We start from the raw sequence: 15,054 nt of genomic DNA on the forward strand, positions 1-15,054 counted from the left end.
GACGCGGCCGCAGGCCGCCAGGAATCAAAGATGCGACAGATCATGCTCGATACCGAAACCACCGGCCTGGATTGGCGCAACGGTGACCGGGTAATCGAGATCGGCTGCGTCGAGCTGCTCAACCGCAGCCTGACCGGTCGCCATTTCCATGTGTATATCAATCCCGGCCGCAGCATCGATGCCGAGGCCGTCGCGGTACACGGCATTACCGAAGAGTTTCTCGCCGACAAGCCGCGCTTTGCCGAGATCGTCGATGACTTCGAGGCCTTCGTGCGTGACGCTGAACTGGTGATCCACAACGCGAGCTTCGACGTCGGCTTTCTCGACAACGAACTGCAGTTGCTTGGGCGCGGCCGGCTCGACACCCTGTGCGCTGGGGTGATCGACACCCTGCGCATGGCCAAGGAGCAGAATCCAGGAAAGAAGGCGTCGCTGGATGCCTTGTGCGACCGCTACGAAATCGACAACGGCCATCGCGAATTGCACGGCGCCTTGCTGGACGCGGAGCTGCTGGCAGAAGTCTATCTGGCGATGACGCGTGGCCAGGAGAGCCTGATGATAGGCCTCGACGACGAGCCACTCCCGGGCGCTGCCGACGACGGCGCGGCGCCGCGCGAGCGCGCCAGCATCGTCGTCGTGCGCGCCGATGCCGCTGAGCTTGGCGCGCATGAGGCGATGCTGGCCGACATCGCCAAGGCAAACAAGGGGCTCTGCCTGTGGTTGCCGCCTGCACAGGAGCCCCCTGCGCCGGGCTGAGCCCGGCCCGCGGAGTCTCAGTGACCGTCGCGGCGCAGTTGCTCCAGGCCCTTGAGGATGTCGCTACGGGAAATCTGGCCGATCAGGCGCGAACCCTCGACCACGGGCAGGCAGCGGCAGGGTTCGCCAAGGAACATCTCGATGGCGTCGATCACGCTTGCGTCGCTCGAGATGGCAACGACGTCCTTGCTCATGAACTCCTGCACCATGCCTGCTTCGCGGCGGAAGTAGGAAGCGTCGAGCGCCGCCTTGAGGCAGTCCTTTTCGGAAAGAAAACCGATCAGACGGTTGTTCTCGTCAACCACCGGAGCGCCGCTCAAGCGGTGCTCGAGCAAGGCATGGACCGCTTTCAACAGGTCGGTGTGGGCGCCGAAGGCGAGGTGATCGCCGATCATGTAATCCTTGACGAGCAGGGAACTGAGCATGGTGTCTCCCGGGTTTTAATGTTGTTGTTCGGCCTTGGCGGCCTCCATGCGGGCCTGGCGCTTGGAGCACGGCTTCTTGCAGCCGAACTCGCAATCCAGTCCGAGTGAGCCGATGCCGCCACAGCTGCCGGCGATCGGCTTGCGTCCGAACATGACGCCGATCGCCATTGCGGCGATGACGATGGCGACGACGATCAGGGTGATCAGAAAGGTGCTCATGTTGATGCTGACTCCATCTTGCGGGCTCGCTGCGAGCCCCGTTCACACCCGAAGAATACCGCGCGCGGGTGAGTTCTGACTATTCCGAGCGCGGGCATCTGCGGTTCTGATCCAGGTCGCGACGCTCGGTTCCGTAGCAATCAAAGTTCGACGCGCCCTCCCGGCAGCGTCCCCGACTGCTCCAGTCGCGTAACCGTGGGGCCAAGATCCAGTCCGGTGCGGGCTTTGAGCCAGCCCGCGCGTTCGCGCAGTTCGGCCACGCTGCGCTCGATCGGCTCGCCTGCGGCACCATAGGCGACGACGTTGCCGCTGTCGCAGGACGGAAAGGCGAGGCAGCGGGCGTCGAATGCGCGGTTGATGCGCTCCAGCGCTGCCTTGTAGCCGCGGGCGCGGCCGAACAGGTTTACCGCCATCAAGCCATGTTCAGACAGGCGTGAACGCACCGCCTCGTGGAACGCCTGGGTATCGAGCACGCCAGCGCGCGCATTGCGGTCGAAGCCATCGACGAGGACGTAGTCCCATTTGTGCTCGCGCTCGAGCACATACTGAGCGCCACAGCCGACATGGATCGAAAAGCGTATGTCTTCGGGCGGCAGACGGAAGAACTGGCGCGCAGCGGCGACCACGGCCGGTGCGATCTCAACCACCTGAATGCGCGCCTGGGGTAAGGTGTGAAATACGTACTTGGCAAGCGAGGCTGCGCCCAGGCCGATGATGAGGACGCGTCGCGGCCAGATCGCACCATCCTCGGCGAGACCGTCGCGCAGCAGCAGCCCAGCCATCATTTCGCGTGTGTATGCGAGTTCGAGCGCATTGGGCTTGCGGATGCGCATCGCACCCTGGACCCATTCCGAGCCGAAGTGCAGGTAGCGCACGCCGGCCTCTTCCGAGACTTCGATAGGTGGGTTCATGTGTGCCTCTGTGCGCCTCAGCTAGCGGCCAGGCGCTTGAGGGCGTAGAGGCGCTCAAGTGCCTCGCGCGGGCTCAGCGCGTCGGGGTCGATATCGGCAAGTTCGCTCAGCACCGGGTGTGACATCGGTACGTCCTGTTCGGGCTCGGGTAGCGAAGTGAACAGGTCAGCCTGGGGGCCGCTATCTACGGCCTGGTTCTCGAGCATGCGCAGCCTGCGCTTGGCGTCGCGGATGACGGCTGCGGGAATGCCGGCAAGCGCGGCAACCTCGATCCCGTAGCTCTGGCTCGCCGGCCCCTCCTCGAGCGCGTGCAGGAACACGATACGGTGACCGTGCTCGACGGCATCCAGGTGCACGTTGGCGCACTCGGGGTAATCGAGGTTGAGGCGGGTGAGTTCGAAGTAATGGGTCGCGAACAGGCTCAGGCTGCGGTTTTTCTCGAGCAGGTGGCGGGCGATCGAGAAGGCCAGCGCCAGGCCGTCGAAGGTGGAGGTGCCGCGACCGATTTCGTCCATCAGCACCAGGCTGTGTTCCGTCGCGCCATGCAGGATGGCGGCGGCCTCGGTCATCTCGACCATGAAGGTGGAGCGCCCCGAGGCGAGGTCGTCCGAGGCGCCGATGCGGGTGAAGATGGCGTCGAGCGGGCCGAGCGTGGCGGACTGCGCAGGCACGAAGCTGCCGACATGGGCGAGCAGGCTTATGAGTGCCACCTGGCGCATGAAGGTCGATTTGCCGCCCATGTTGGGGCCGGTGATCATCAGCATGCGTCGCGTCGGCGACAGCCGCGCGTCGTTACGGATGAAGTCGTCCACCTGGCGCTCGACCACCGGATGGCGGCCGCCGACGATGTCGAGCCCCGGCGTGTCCACGAAACTCGGCTGCACGTAGGCATGGCGCAGTGCGGCATCGGCGAAGGCCGCGAGCGCATCGAGCGTGGCTAGCGCGCGGGCGATGCGCTGCAGGCTGGGGATGTGCGCGGTCAGGGCGTCGAGGATGGTGTCGTAGAGCAGTTTTTCGCGCGCCAGCGCGCGCTCCTGCGCCGACAGGGCCTTGTCCTCGAAGGCCTTCAGCTCGGGGGTGATGTAGCGCTCGGCGTTCTTCAGCGTCTGGCGACGGCGATAGTCGTCCGGCACCTTGTCGGCGTTGGCGCGGCTGACCTCGATGTAGAAGCCATGCACCCTGTTGAACTCGACCTTTAGACCGCTGATGCCGGTGCGCTCGCGCTCCCGCGTTTCGAGCGCGAGCAGGAACTCGCCGCAGTTGGTCTGGATGGCGCGCAACTCGTCGAGCTCGGCATCGTAGCCGGACGCGATCACGCCGCCGTCACGCACCATGGCTGCAGGCTCATCGGCAATGGCCTGGCGCAGCAAGGCCAGCGGTTCGGGGGCGATGTCGAGCGCAGCGCGAATTTCGAGCAGCAGCGCCGCTTCGCACGCGTGAAGCGCGCTGTCCAGTTCGGGCAGGCGCGCGAGACTGTCGCGCAGCGCCGAGAGGTCGCGCGGGCGCGCGCTGCGCAAGGCGATGCGGGCGGTGATGCGGTCGACGTCCGCGACGCCGCGCAGCGCGCCGCGCACGTTGGCCGCCCGCCGCCCGTCACGGCTGTCGATGCCGTAGGCGGCGGCCTCGCCGATGAGTTCGGCCACGGCCGCGTGGCGCGCCGTCGGCACGCTGCGCTCACGCAGCGGGTGGTGCAGGGCGTGGCGCAGCCAGCGCGAGCCCATGCTGGTGATGCAGGTATCGAGTAGCGAGAGCAGTGTGGGGGCCGCCTCGCCGCGCAGGGTCTCGGTCAGTTCCAGGTTGCGCCGGGTGGCGGCGTCCAGGCGCAGGTATTCGGACTCGCGCTCGACCGTGAGGCCGGTGACGTGGGCCAGGGTCTGGCGCTGAGTGGCCTGGGCGTAGTCGTAGAGCGCAGATGCGGCGCCGAGCGCCACCGGCAGGTCTTCGACGCCGAAGCCGACGAGATCGCGCGTACCGAAATGGCCGGTGAGCAGACGTGTCCCGGTGTCGGCGTCGAACTGCCAGTCGGCGAGCCTGCGCAGCGCCGGTGCCAGGTTGTCCAGGAGCGGCAGGGCGAGCCCGTCCGGCACCAGGACCTCGGCCGGGCGCAGGCGCTCGAACTGCGCCTGCAGCGCGTCCGACGGGCATTGCATGAGGCGAAAATCGCCATTGGCGAGGTTGAGCCAGGCCAGGCCGAGCACGCCGCGATGCATGTTCGCCGCCAGCAGCAGGGCGTCGCGGCGGTCGTCGAGCAAGGCGGCGTCTGTCAGCGTTCCCGGCGTGACGATGCGGCTCACCGCACGCTCCATCGGCCCCTTGGTCGTGCCCGGCTCGCCGACCTGCTCGGCGATCACCACCGACTCGCCCAGCTTGACCAGGCGGGCGAGGTACTGCTCGACGGCATGAAAGGGCACGCCCGCCATGCGGATCGGCTTGCCGCTGGACTGCCCGCGCGTGGTGAGGGTGATGTCGAGCAGCCGTGCTGCCTTCTCGGCATCTTCGAAGAAGAGCTCGTAGAAGTCGCCCATGCGGTAGAAGAGCAGGGTGCGCGGGTGCTGGGCCTTGATGCGCAGATACTGCTGCATCATGGGCGTGTGGGCGGCGATTTCGGCTTCGCTCAATGCTGTGCCGGCGTGGGTGGTCGAATCGATGGGAGTGCGTGCTGCCAACAGAAACCTCTTGCGCGCTGTATTGTCGTGAGTGAGGGCGAGATTATCGCCCCGGACAGATCGAATACCGCCCCCAGGGGAGACAGCCATGAACGACCGCGATCAGGAAACCCGCAGCCTTGGCCGCAAGCTTGGCGTGCTGGCCACGCTCGCCTTTCTGGCGCTGGGCTGGGTGAGTTTCGATTCGGTGCTTGAGCGCCGCGACAATCCAAACCGCAACCTGGTCGTCACTCAGGGGGCGCAAGAGCTGGTGCTCAAGCGCAACCGCTTCGGCCACTACCTGGCGCCGGGCGAGATCAACGGCCAGCCGGTGGTTTTTCTGCTCGATACCGGTGCGACCCAGGTCTCGGTGCCCGCCCATCTTGGCCCCCAGCTCGGGCTGCGGCCCGGCGCAGCGGGCTCGGTGATTACCGCCAATGGCAACGTCACCGTGCACCAGACCCGTATCGACACCCTGGCGCTCGGGCCCTTCGAGGTACGTAACGTGAGCGGCCATCTAAACCCCGGGATGCAGGGAGCAGAGATCCTGCTCGGAATGTCGGTGTTGCGCCACCTCGAATTCACCCAGCGCGGGGATACGCTCACCTTGCGCATCCCCGGGGCTTAGCGAAACCTCAGGCCTGCATGCTGGCCGGTCGGTAGGCCTGGATGATCGGCAGCAGCTGGCCGAAGATCTTCGGTGTGCCGGCGACGACGTTGCCGGTGGTGAGGAAGTTGCCTTCGCCCGAGAGGTCCGAGACCAGGCCGCCAGCTTCCTGGATGATCAGCGCGCCGGCTGCCATGTCCCACGGCGACAGGCCCATCTCCCAGAAGCCGTCCAGACGTCCGGCGGCGACATAGGCGAGGTCGAGCGCAGCTGCGCCCGGGCGGCGGATACCCGCTGTCTTCTGGGTAAGCTCCTTGAACATCGCCAGGTAGGCGTCGATCTGGTCGAACTTGCGGAACGGGAAGCCCGTGCCGATGAGTGCTTCATTGAGGCGCGCACGTCGCGACACGCGAATGCGGCGATCGTTGAGGAAGGCGCCGCTGCCGCGCGAGGCAGTGAACATCTCGTTGGTGTTCGGGTCGTAGATCACTGCGTGTTCGAGCACGCCGTTTTTTGTCTGTGCGATCGACACCGCGTATTGCGGGAAGCCATGGATGAAGTTGGTCGTGCCGTCGAGCGGATCGATGATCCAGTTGAACTCGCTCTCCTGACCATTGAGGGGGCCGGACTCACCCGACTCCTCTGCTAGAATCCCGTGCCCTGGAAAGGCGTCGCGCAGCACCTCGATGATGGCTTTTTCGGCAGCGTGGTCGACCTCGGTAACGAAGTCGTTCGGCGACTTGGACTGCACTGCCAGCAGTTCGAGCTGGGTCGAGGCGCGATTGATGACGGTCGCTGCGCGACGGGCAGCCTTGACGGCGATGTTCAGGGTGGGATGCATGCGAAGCGGTCTCGGTTAAAGAATGCGGGGCCTTCAGTGCGGTAGCGCGTCTGGCGCGCGCCGCGTCAGTCGGGCTGACCGGCAGAACTCGGAAAACACAGAATTTTAATATGAATCGCCCACTTGCGCTTGACCGCATCCGTATCGTGTTGTCGCGCACCACGCACCCCGGAAACATCGGTGCCGCCGCCCGTGCGATGAAAGTGATGGGCTTGCACGAGTTGTGGCTGGTGGCGCCGGAGTCCTTTCCCGACGAGGTCGCCAGCGCGCGCGCATCCGGCGCCGGCGACATCCTGGCGACGGCGCGGGTAGTGGACTGCTTGCAGGACGCACTTGCCGACACCGTCTTCTCGGCAGCGCTCACCGCGCGTCGGCGGGAGCTGTCCTTGCCGCGCATGCAGGCTCGCGACGCGGCGCTTGAAATCGTCGGGCGCTGCGCCGACGGACCGGTGGCGCTCGTCTTTGGGAACGAGACCAGTGGCCTGACCAACGAGGAGGTGGGGTTGTGCAGCCTGCCGGTGACCATTCCCACCAATCCCGACTTCTCTTCGTTGAACCTGGGGGCCGCGGTACAGGTGCTGGCGTATGAGTTGAGAATGGCGGCGATCGGTGCCGAGACCGTGCTTGAGCCCGACACCTTTGGCGAGCCCGCAACCCACGCCGATTTCGAGGGCTTCATGGCCCACCTCGAGCGCGCGGTGACGGCAAGCGGCTTTCATGACCCGGCCAACCCCAAGCGCCTGCTGCCGCGCATCCGCCGCCTGTTCAATCGCGTCCGTCTCGAGCGTGAAGAGGTGGCCATCCTGCGCGGGATGCTGACGACCTTCGAGCAACCCCGGCGACGTGGCTAGGCTTGGGCTCAGTCGCGTGCGCCTGTCCAGGCGTCGCAACTCGCCCCGGATGACCGGGCTTTGAATTCATCGCCTAAAGTCGATTAAAATAGTCGGGAATTGGTTCCGTGCCTTCCCGGCCGCAATCCTATCCGGAGTGTTTCTCGAAAATGTTCAGCCGCCTGCGTGAAGACCTCGCCAGTGTCCGTGAGCGCGACCCCGCCGCGCGTTCGACCTTGGAGGTGCTTACGTGTTATCCGGGCATCCATGCGTTGATGTTCCATCGCCTTGCGCACGCCGCGTGGACGCGGGAATGGCATTGGCTGGGGCGCTTCATCAGCCACATCGGGCGATTTCTGACCGGTATCGAGATTCATCCCGGGGCCGTGATCGGGCGTCGCGTCTTCATTGATCACGGCATGGGTGTGGTGATCGGCGAGACGGCGGAGATCGGTGACGACTGCACGATCTACCAGGGCGTGACCTTGGGCGGAACCTCGCTCTACCGCGGCGCCAAGCGTCACCCGACGCTTGGCAAGGGCGTCGTGATCGGCGCCGGTGCAAAAGTGCTTGGCGGTTTTACCGTGGGTGATGGTGCCAAGGTCGGCTCCAACGCAGTAGTCGTCAAGCCCGTTCCGGCGGGCGTGACGGCAGTGGGCAATCCTGCGCGCCTGATCGATCCCGAGCGTGATGCCGCGCGCGAGAACAAGGCCGAGCAGATGGGTTTCAGTGCCTACGGCGTGACGCGCGACATGGATGATCCAGTGTCCAAGGCGCTGCACGGGTTGCTGGATCACTCGGTGGAGACCGACAGGCGCCTGCAGGCCATCATCGCCAGGCTGGAGGCGGCCGGGGTGAAACTTGACGAAGCGGTCGAGCGGGCCGATGACTTCGACGCGAGCCGTTTGTCGAGGATGGTGGACTGAGCGTACAAGGCCTCGTAGCCTGGCTGGCGAGTAGTTGACCGTTTTTGTCGGGATACGTATAGTCGACCGAAACGTTAAGGTATTCGCAGTGCGCGGCATTCATGCAGTCGCAGCGGGGCCGTTGGACATCCAGGAGCCGACATGAGATTGACGACCAAGGGACGTTTCGCCGTGACGGCGATGATCGATCTGGCCTCGCGCCAGGCCGAGGGGCCGGTTACGCTCGCCGGAATCGCAGAGCGTCAGCACATCTCGCTTTCCTACCTCGAGCAGTTGTTCGGCAAGCTGCGCCGGCATCAGATCGTCAGTAGCGTCCGCGGCCCCGGTGGCGGCTACCGGCTTGCGCGCGAGATGGACGCCATTACCGTGGCCGACATCATCATCGCCGTGGACGAGCCGCTCGATGCCACCCAGTGTGGCGGCAAGGAAAATTGCCATGATGCGCATCGCTGCATGACGCACGACCTGTGGGCCAACCTCAATAAGCGCATGTACGCCTATCTCGACTCGGTCACGCTCGAGGCCTTGGTGAATCGTCAGGTGCGCCCTGATGCCGACATGGCAGTGCTCAAGAACATCCGCCGTCGCGCTACGCTTGCGCTGCATGCAAGCGCGGTTGCCTGAGAGTTCGTCGATGAGTTTCGCACCGGTCTATCTCGACTGGAACGCCACCACGCCGCTCGACGAGGTCGTGCGCGAGGCGATGCTGCCCTGGCTGGGTGTGGGTGAGCAGGCGCGCTTCGGCAATGCATCGAGCCGGCATGAGTACGGCCGCCAGGCGCGCGCCGCGATAGACGAGGCGCGGGTGCGCGTGGCATCGGCGGTCGGTGCGCATGCTACCGAGGTGGTCTTTACCAGCGGTGGCTCGGAAGCCAACAACCTCTTCCTCAAGGGCGCGGCGGGGGTGTTCAAGCCGGCGCTGCTTGCGATCAGTGCCATCGAGCACCCTTGCGTACGCGAGCCAGCTCGCCAGTTGCAGCGTGGTGGATGGGCGCTGCGCGAGATCGGCGTGGATGCGCAGGGGCTGGTCGATGAAGCCTCCTGGCAAGCAGTGCTGGCAGAGCGGCCGCGCCTTGTCTCGGTGATGATGGCCAACAACGAGACCGGCGTCGTGCAGGACCTTGCACGCATTGCTGCGCAGGCCCGCACGGTGGGCGCATGGGTTCATACCGATGCGGTACAGGCCGTGGGCAAGCTTGAAGTCGATTTCCGCACGCTCGGCGTGCATGCGCTGAGCCTGTCGGCGCACAAGATCGGCGGCCCGCTCGGGGCGGGAGCCTTGATCGTCGACAAGCGGGTCGAGCTCACGCCCCTGATCGCAGGCGGCGGCCAGGAGCGCGGATTGCGCTCGGGCACCGAAAACGTGGCCGCGATCGTGGGCTTCGGAGTGGCCTGTGAGCGTGCGCGGGCGGCCCAGGCGCAAGAAGCGCAGCGGCTTGGCGCGCTGCGTGAAGAACTCGAGCGTGGGCTGCTGCAGTGCGGTGCATCGATCTTCTCGGCTCAGGCCCCGAGGCTGCCGAATACCGTTTTCTTTGCCATCGGTCAGATCGACGGCGAAACCCTGGTTGCCAAGCTCGATCGTGCGGGCTTTGCCTGCGCAAGCGGTTCGGCCTGCTCGAGCGCCAATCCCGAGCCCTCTCACACACTGTTGGCGATGGGTGTGGAGCGCGGCCTGGCGCGAGCGGCGGTGCGCATCAGCCTCGGTCGCGACACGACGGCGGAGCAGGTGCGCGCATTCCTGGCCGCGCTTGCAGGTGTGACCGACAATCTCAGGAATCTGGCCTCGGTTGCAGCCTGACCGCGACTGCCCGGCACGACACCCAATACTCGAACAACGACTCTGCGGAGAGACTGAATGAAGTTCCCGATCTACCTCGACTACTCGGCCACGACCCCGGTGGATCCCCGAGTGGCGGAAAAGATGATTCCCTGGCTTACCGAGCACTTCGGCAACCCGGCCAGCCGCTCCCACGCCTACGGCTGGGCTGCGGAGGAGGCCGTCGAGACGGCGCGCGAGCAGGTCGCCGCGCTGGTCAATGCCGACCCCAAGGAGATCATCTGGACCTCGGGTGCGACGGAGTCGAACAACCTGGCCATCAAGGGTGCTGCGCACTTCTACAAGGGCAAGGGCAAGCACGTCATCACCCTCAAGACCGAACACAAGGCAGTGCTCGACACCGTGCGCGAACTCGAGCGCGAAGGCTTCGAGGCGACTTATCTCGACGTGCAGGAGAATGGCCTTGTCGATCTGGAGGCCCTCAAGGCTGCGATTCGTCCCGACACCATTCTGATCTCGGTGATGTTTGTGAACAACGAGGTCGGTGTCATCCAGCCGATCGCGGAGATCGGTGAGCTGTGCCGCGAGAAGGGTATCGTCTTCCATGTGGACGCGGCGCAGGCGACGGGCAAGATCGGGATCGACCTTGCTGCGCTCAAGGTGGACTTGATGAGCTTCAGTGCCCACAAGACTTACGGTCCCAAGGGCATTGGCGCGCTGTATGTGCGGCGCAAGCCGCGTGTGCGCCTGGAGGCGCAGATGCACGGCGGCGGCCATGAGCGCGGCCTGCGCTCGGGTACCCTGGCCACGCATCAGATCGTCGGCATGGGCGAAGCCTTCCGTCTTGCGCGCGAGGAGATGGGTGTGGAGAACGAGCGCATCCGCCGCTTGCGCGACAAGTTGCTGGCCGGGCTCACAGACATCGAGGCAACCTATGTCAACGGCGACCTCGAGCAGCGCGTTCCGCACAACCTCAATATTTCCTTCGCCTACGTCGAGGGCGAGTCGCTGATCATGGCCATCAAGGAGATCGCCGTGTCCTCGGGTTCGGCCTGCACCTCGGCGAGCCTGGAGCCCTCCTACGTGCTGCGCGCATTGGGGCGCAATGACGAGCTTGCCCACAGTTCCATTCGTTTCTCGATCGGGCGCTTCACCACGGAAGAAGAAGTGGACTACACCATCGACCTGCTGCGTCGCAAGATCGGCAAGCTGCGCGAGCTGTCGCCGCTGTGGGAGATGTACAAGGATGGCGTTGACCTCGACACCGTGCAGTGGGCCGCGCACTGAGATCGCTGCGAACACGGCTCGAACGAAGCTGAAACTCGAAAGCGCCGCGGCAGATGGCCGCGGTCGGAATAAAGTAGATATCCCCTGACGGAGAAAGAACATGGCCTACAGTGAAAAGGTCCTCGACCACTACGAAAACCCCCGCAATGTCGGCTCCTTCGGCAAGGACGAGGAGGGCGTGGCCACCGGCATGGTGGGCGCGCCGGCCTGTGGCGACGTGATGAAGCTGCAGATCAAGGTCGGCAAGGACGGCGTCATCGAGGACGCCAAGTTCAAGACATACGGCTGCGGCTCGGCAATTGCGTCGAGTTCGCTGGTGACCGAGTGGGTCAAGGGCAAGACGCTGGACCAGGCGCTCGAGATCAAGAACACCGAGATTGCCGAAGAGCTCGCCCTGCCGCCGGTCAAGATCCATTGCTCCATCCTCGCTGAGGATGCGATCAAGGCGGCGGTTGCCGACTACAAGAAGAAGCACGAAGCCTGAGCTTGTTTACGAACACAGGAGGAACCATGGGCGTAACGCTGTCAGAATCCGCTGCTCGTCACGTGTCGAACTTCATTGCCAAGCGTGGCAAGGGTGTCGGCATCCGGCTCGGCGTGAAGACCTCCGGCTGCTCGGGCATGGCCTACAAGCTTGAGTTTGTCGACGGTACCGAGGACGAGGACCTCGTCTTCGAGAGCCATGGCGTCAAGGTTGTGGTCGACCCCAAGAGCCTGGCCTATCTTGAAGGCACCGAACTGGACTTCGTGAAGGAAGGGCTCAACGAAGGCTTCAAGTTCAACAACCCGAACGTCAAGGACCAGTGCGGCTGCGGCGAGAGCTTCAACGTCTGAGCCGCACACGATGAGCATCGACCTTACGCAGGACTTTTTCGCCCTGTTCGGCCTGCCGCGCCGTTTCAAGCTCGACGAAACCGCGCTCGAGCAGGCGTGGCATGGCCTGCAGGCTCAGGTGCACCCTGATCGCCACGCCCACCTGTCCGATCTCGAGAAACGGCTGTCCATGCAGTGGGCGACGCGGGTGAACGAGGGCTTCCGCACTTTGCGCAAGCCGCTCGCACGCGCTCAGTACCTGCTTGAGCTGGCTGGCGTCGATACGGCGCTCGAGACCAATACCGCCATGTCGCCGGCGTTCCTGATGGAGCAGATGGAGTGGCGCGAGGCGGTGGAGGAGGCGCGGGCGGCCGCCGAGATCAGCGAACTCGAGGACTTGCATCGGCGCCTGCTCGCCCATGCGCGCGAAGTGCGCGCGCAACTCGCCCAACAACTCGACGACGATCACGACTTCGAAGGAGCGGCCGACACCGTGCGCCGGCTCATGTTCATCGACAAGCTCCAGCAAGAAATCGACGAGGCGCTGATCGCCCTCGAGAACTGAAAAGAACGCACGGAAACTAGCTGATGGCCCTGTTGCAGATCGCTGAACCCGGCATGTCTCCCGAGCCGCACAAGCACCGGCTCGCGGTAGGCATCGACCTCGGTACCACCAATTCGCTCGTTGCGACCGTCCGTAACGGGATTGCCGTGTGCCTGCCCGATGAGAGTGGGCGGACGATGCTGCCTTCGGCGGTCCGTTACCGCAGCGACGGCAGTCTTGAGGTCGGCCGGGCTGCGCTCGAAGCCCAGGCGGTCGATCCTCGTAACACGATCGTCTCGGTCAAGCGCTTCATGGGTCGTGGTCTCAAGGATGTTGCACACATCGAAGCCATGCCTTACGACTTCGAGGACAGCCCCGGCATGGTGCGCCTGAGGACCGTGCAAGGCGTCAAGAGCCCGGTCGAGGTTTCGGCCGAGATCCTGCGTCGGTTGCGCGAGCGTGCTGAGGCCAGCCTTGGCGGGCCGCTCGTAGGGGCGGTCATCACGGTGCCGGCCTATTTCGACGATGCACAGCGCCAGGCGACCAAGGATGCTGCGCGCCTGGCCGGGATCGACGTGTTGCGCCTGCTCAACGAGCCCACCGCCGCGGCAGTCGCATATGGCCTGGACAATGCTGCCGAGGGCGTCTATGCGGTCTATGACCTCGGCGGCGGCACATTCGACCTGTCCATCCTCAAGCTCTCGCGCGGCGTCTTCGAGGTGTTGTCGACCAATGGCGATGCGGCCCTGGGCGGCGATGACTTCGACCACCGACTGTTCTGCTGGATTCTCGACAAGGCGCGCATCTCGCCGCCTTCGCTCGAGGATGCACGTCGTCTGCAGATGAAGGCGCGCGAGGCGAAGGAGCTTCTCACCGCCTGCGAGCAGGCACCCGTCCACGTCAGGCTGGCCTCGGGCGAGGAGGTGGATCTTGTCGTCAGCCGCGACGAGTTCGCGGAAATGACCCAGCCCCTCGTGCAGAAGACCTTGGGCCCGGTGCGCAAGGCCTTGCGTGACGCGGGGCTCGCTCCGGACGAAGTCAAGGGCGTGGTCATGGTCGGCGGCGCCACCCGCATGCCCCACATCCAGCGTGCCGTGGCGCGCTACTTCGGCCAGGAGCCGCTCACCAATCTGGACCCCGACAAGGTTGTCGCGCTGGGCGCCGCGATGCAGGCGAACGTACTTGCCGGCAACCGTGCGGCGGAGGACGACTGGTTGCTGCTCGATGTCATTCCTCTTTCGCTCGGTCTGGAGACCATGGGAGGGCTGGTCGAGAAGGTCATTCCGCGCAATTCGACGCTCCCCAGCGCTCGCGCGCAGGAATTCACCACCTTCAAGGATGGCCAGACCGCGATGGCTTTCCATGTCGTCCAGGGCGAGCGCGAGCTCGTCGCCGACTGCCGCTCGCTCGCTCGCTTCGAACTGCGCGGCATTCCACCGATGGTGGCGGGCGCAGCCCGTATTCGTGTCAGCTTCCAGGTTGATGCGGATGGTCTGCTGTCGGTGTCCGCGCGCGAGATGTCCTCGGGCGTCGAGGCAAGCGTACTCGTCAAGCCATCCTATGGGCTGTCCGACGAGGAGATCGCCGGCATGCTGAGATCGGGTGTCGAGCACGCTGGCGAAGACATGCGCGCGCGCGCGCTGCGCGAGCAACAGGTCGAGGCAGAGCGTGTGATCGAGGCGACCGAACACGCGCTGGACAAGGATGGCGGACTGCTGGCAGTGCACGAACGTGACGCCATCCTGACCGCGATCGTTAACCTGCGCGCCTTGCTTGCCGGCGACGACCATCGTGCGATCAAGGCGAGCATCGACGCTCTCGCGCGCGCCACCGACGACTTTGCTGCACGCCGCATGGACAACAGCATCCGCACTGCGCTCGCCGGCCACAAGGTCGACGAACTCGAACTCTGATCCGAACACATCATGACCCAGATCATCGTCCTACCTCACGTCGAACTCTGCCCCGACGGCAGTGTGATCGAAGCGACTCCCGGCACAACCGTTTGCGACAGCCTGCTGGAGCACGGTATCGACATCGAGCACGCGTGCGAGAAGTCCTGTGCTTGCACGACCTGTCATGTCATCGTGCGCGAGGGCTTCGAATCGCTGAACGAGGCAACCGAGGACGAGGAGGACCTGCTCGACAAGGCCTGGGGACTCGAGCCGCAATCCCGCCTGTCATGTCAGGCCGTGGTCGGCGAGGCTGCGCTCGTGGTCGAGATTCCCCGCTATACGATCAACATGGCTCGCGAAGGAAAGCACTGACATGAAGTGGACCGAGGTGGAAGAAATCGCCATTCAGCTTGCCGACGCACACCCCGATGTTGACCCGACGCGGGTGAACTTCGTCGATCTGATGAACTGGGTGCTGGCCTTGCCGGAGTTCGACGACGACCCCAAGCGCTGTGGCGAGCGCATCCTCGAAGGCATTCAGCAGGCCTGGATCGACGAGCTCGCTTGAGTGCGCGCGC

The 15,054-nt window shown here is 64.9% G+C and carries 18 protein-coding genes; 13 read left to right on the top strand and 5 right to left on the bottom strand.

What is annotated here, in order from left to right; genetic code table 11:
* The first annotated feature begins 30 nt into the window (after positions 1–30).
* A complete protein-coding gene (gene dnaQ, locus LQF09_RS10355) occupies positions 31–756 on the top strand; it encodes a DNA polymerase III subunit epsilon (RefSeq protein ID WP_002937249.1) in 726 nt (241 codons plus the stop codon).
* A 17-nt stretch (positions 757–773) separates the two neighbouring features.
* On the opposite strand, the gene LQF09_RS10360 is transcribed toward dnaQ, so the two are convergent.
* From LQF09_RS10360 to mutS, 4 genes are all read right to left on the bottom strand, one after another.
* On the bottom strand, positions 774–1,181 hold the full coding sequence (locus LQF09_RS10360) for a CBS domain-containing protein (RefSeq protein ID WP_270067921.1): 408 nt from the start codon (positions 1,179–1,181) through the stop codon (positions 774–776).
* A gap of 15 nt (positions 1,182–1,196) precedes the next feature.
* Positions 1,197–1,400: a (Na+)-NQR maturation NqrM gene (gene nqrM, locus LQF09_RS10365; protein WP_002929903.1), complete on the bottom strand. Its 204-nt coding sequence runs from the start codon at positions 1,398–1,400 to the stop codon at positions 1,197–1,199.
* A 140-nt stretch (positions 1,401–1,540) separates the two neighbouring features.
* Complete coding sequence (locus tag LQF09_RS10370; protein ID WP_002929904.1) at positions 1,541–2,311, bottom strand: fused MFS/spermidine synthase; 771 nt, start codon at positions 2,309–2,311, stop codon at positions 1,541–1,543.
* Between the two features lie 17 nt (positions 2,312–2,328).
* On the bottom strand, positions 2,329–4,893 hold the full coding sequence (mutS, locus tag LQF09_RS10375) for a DNA mismatch repair protein MutS (RefSeq protein WP_443081781.1): 2,565 nt from the start codon (positions 4,891–4,893) through the stop codon (positions 2,329–2,331).
* Positions 4,894–5,065: 172 nt separating this feature from the next.
* On the opposite strand from mutS, the gene LQF09_RS10380 reads away from it, so the two are divergent.
* A complete protein-coding gene (locus LQF09_RS10380) occupies positions 5,066–5,584 on the top strand; it encodes a retropepsin-like aspartic protease family protein (RefSeq protein ID WP_002932483.1) in 519 nt (172 codons plus the stop codon).
* Positions 5,585–5,591: 7 nt separating this feature from the next.
* Here the strand turns inward: LQF09_RS10380 and LQF09_RS10385 are convergent, their stop codons facing one another.
* Positions 5,592–6,404, bottom strand: coding sequence for an inositol monophosphatase family protein (locus LQF09_RS10385; protein WP_002932481.1), 813 nt, complete (start codon positions 6,402–6,404; stop codon positions 5,592–5,594).
* A 110-nt stretch (positions 6,405–6,514) separates the two neighbouring features.
* Between LQF09_RS10385 and LQF09_RS10390 the strand changes: the two genes are divergently transcribed.
* The 11 genes from LQF09_RS10390 to iscX all read left to right on the top strand — a co-directional run bounded on the left by LQF09_RS10390 (position 6,515) and on the right by iscX (position 15,044).
* Positions 6,515–7,255: an RNA methyltransferase gene (locus tag LQF09_RS10390; RefSeq protein WP_002932479.1), complete on the top strand. Its 741-nt coding sequence runs from the start codon at positions 6,515–6,517 to the stop codon at positions 7,253–7,255.
* A gap of 149 nt (positions 7,256–7,404) precedes the next feature.
* Positions 7,405–8,160 (top strand): serine O-acetyltransferase, encoded by a 756-nt coding sequence (cysE, locus tag LQF09_RS10395; RefSeq protein WP_002932476.1) that lies wholly within the window; start codon positions 7,405–7,407, stop codon positions 8,158–8,160.
* 141 nt (positions 8,161–8,301) lie between these two features.
* On the top strand, positions 8,302–8,784 hold the full coding sequence (gene iscR, locus LQF09_RS10400) for a Fe-S cluster assembly transcriptional regulator IscR (RefSeq protein WP_037982424.1): 483 nt from the start codon (positions 8,302–8,304) through the stop codon (positions 8,782–8,784).
* A gap of 10 nt (positions 8,785–8,794) precedes the next feature.
* Positions 8,795–9,958 (top strand): cysteine desulfurase family protein, encoded by a 1,164-nt coding sequence (locus tag LQF09_RS10405; RefSeq protein WP_270067922.1) that lies wholly within the window; start codon positions 8,795–8,797, stop codon positions 9,956–9,958.
* A gap of 57 nt (positions 9,959–10,015) precedes the next feature.
* Positions 10,016–11,224: an IscS subfamily cysteine desulfurase gene (locus LQF09_RS10410; RefSeq protein ID WP_002932468.1), complete on the top strand. Its 1,209-nt coding sequence runs from the start codon at positions 10,016–10,018 to the stop codon at positions 11,222–11,224.
* Between the two features lie 100 nt (positions 11,225–11,324).
* Complete coding sequence (gene iscU, locus LQF09_RS10415; RefSeq protein WP_002932459.1) at positions 11,325–11,708, top strand: Fe-S cluster assembly scaffold IscU; 384 nt, start codon at positions 11,325–11,327, stop codon at positions 11,706–11,708.
* Positions 11,709–11,734: 26 nt separating this feature from the next.
* Positions 11,735–12,058, top strand: coding sequence for an iron-sulfur cluster assembly protein IscA (iscA, locus tag LQF09_RS10420; RefSeq protein WP_002932457.1), 324 nt, complete (start codon positions 11,735–11,737; stop codon positions 12,056–12,058).
* Between the two features lie 10 nt (positions 12,059–12,068).
* On the top strand, positions 12,069–12,602 hold the full coding sequence (gene hscB / locus LQF09_RS10425) for a Fe-S protein assembly co-chaperone HscB (RefSeq protein WP_002937372.1): 534 nt from the start codon (positions 12,069–12,071) through the stop codon (positions 12,600–12,602).
* Positions 12,603–12,625: 23 nt separating this feature from the next.
* A complete protein-coding gene (gene hscA / locus LQF09_RS10430; protein WP_002932451.1) occupies positions 12,626–14,494 on the top strand; it encodes a Fe-S protein assembly chaperone HscA in 1,869 nt (622 codons plus the stop codon).
* Between the two features lie 12 nt (positions 14,495–14,506).
* Positions 14,507–14,848, top strand: coding sequence for an ISC system 2Fe-2S type ferredoxin (gene fdx / locus LQF09_RS10435; RefSeq protein ID WP_002932444.1), 342 nt, complete (start codon positions 14,507–14,509; stop codon positions 14,846–14,848).
* Position 14,849: 1 nt separating this feature from the next.
* Positions 14,850–15,044: a Fe-S cluster assembly protein IscX gene (gene iscX / locus LQF09_RS10440; protein ID WP_002932441.1), complete on the top strand. Its 195-nt coding sequence runs from the start codon at positions 14,850–14,852 to the stop codon at positions 15,042–15,044.
* Positions 15,045–15,054 lie beyond the last annotated feature (10 nt).

It is taken from the genome of Thauera sp. WB-2, from assembly GCF_027594845.1.
GTDB classification, from domain to species: Bacteria; Pseudomonadota; Gammaproteobacteria; order Burkholderiales; family Rhodocyclaceae; genus Thauera; species Thauera mechernichensis.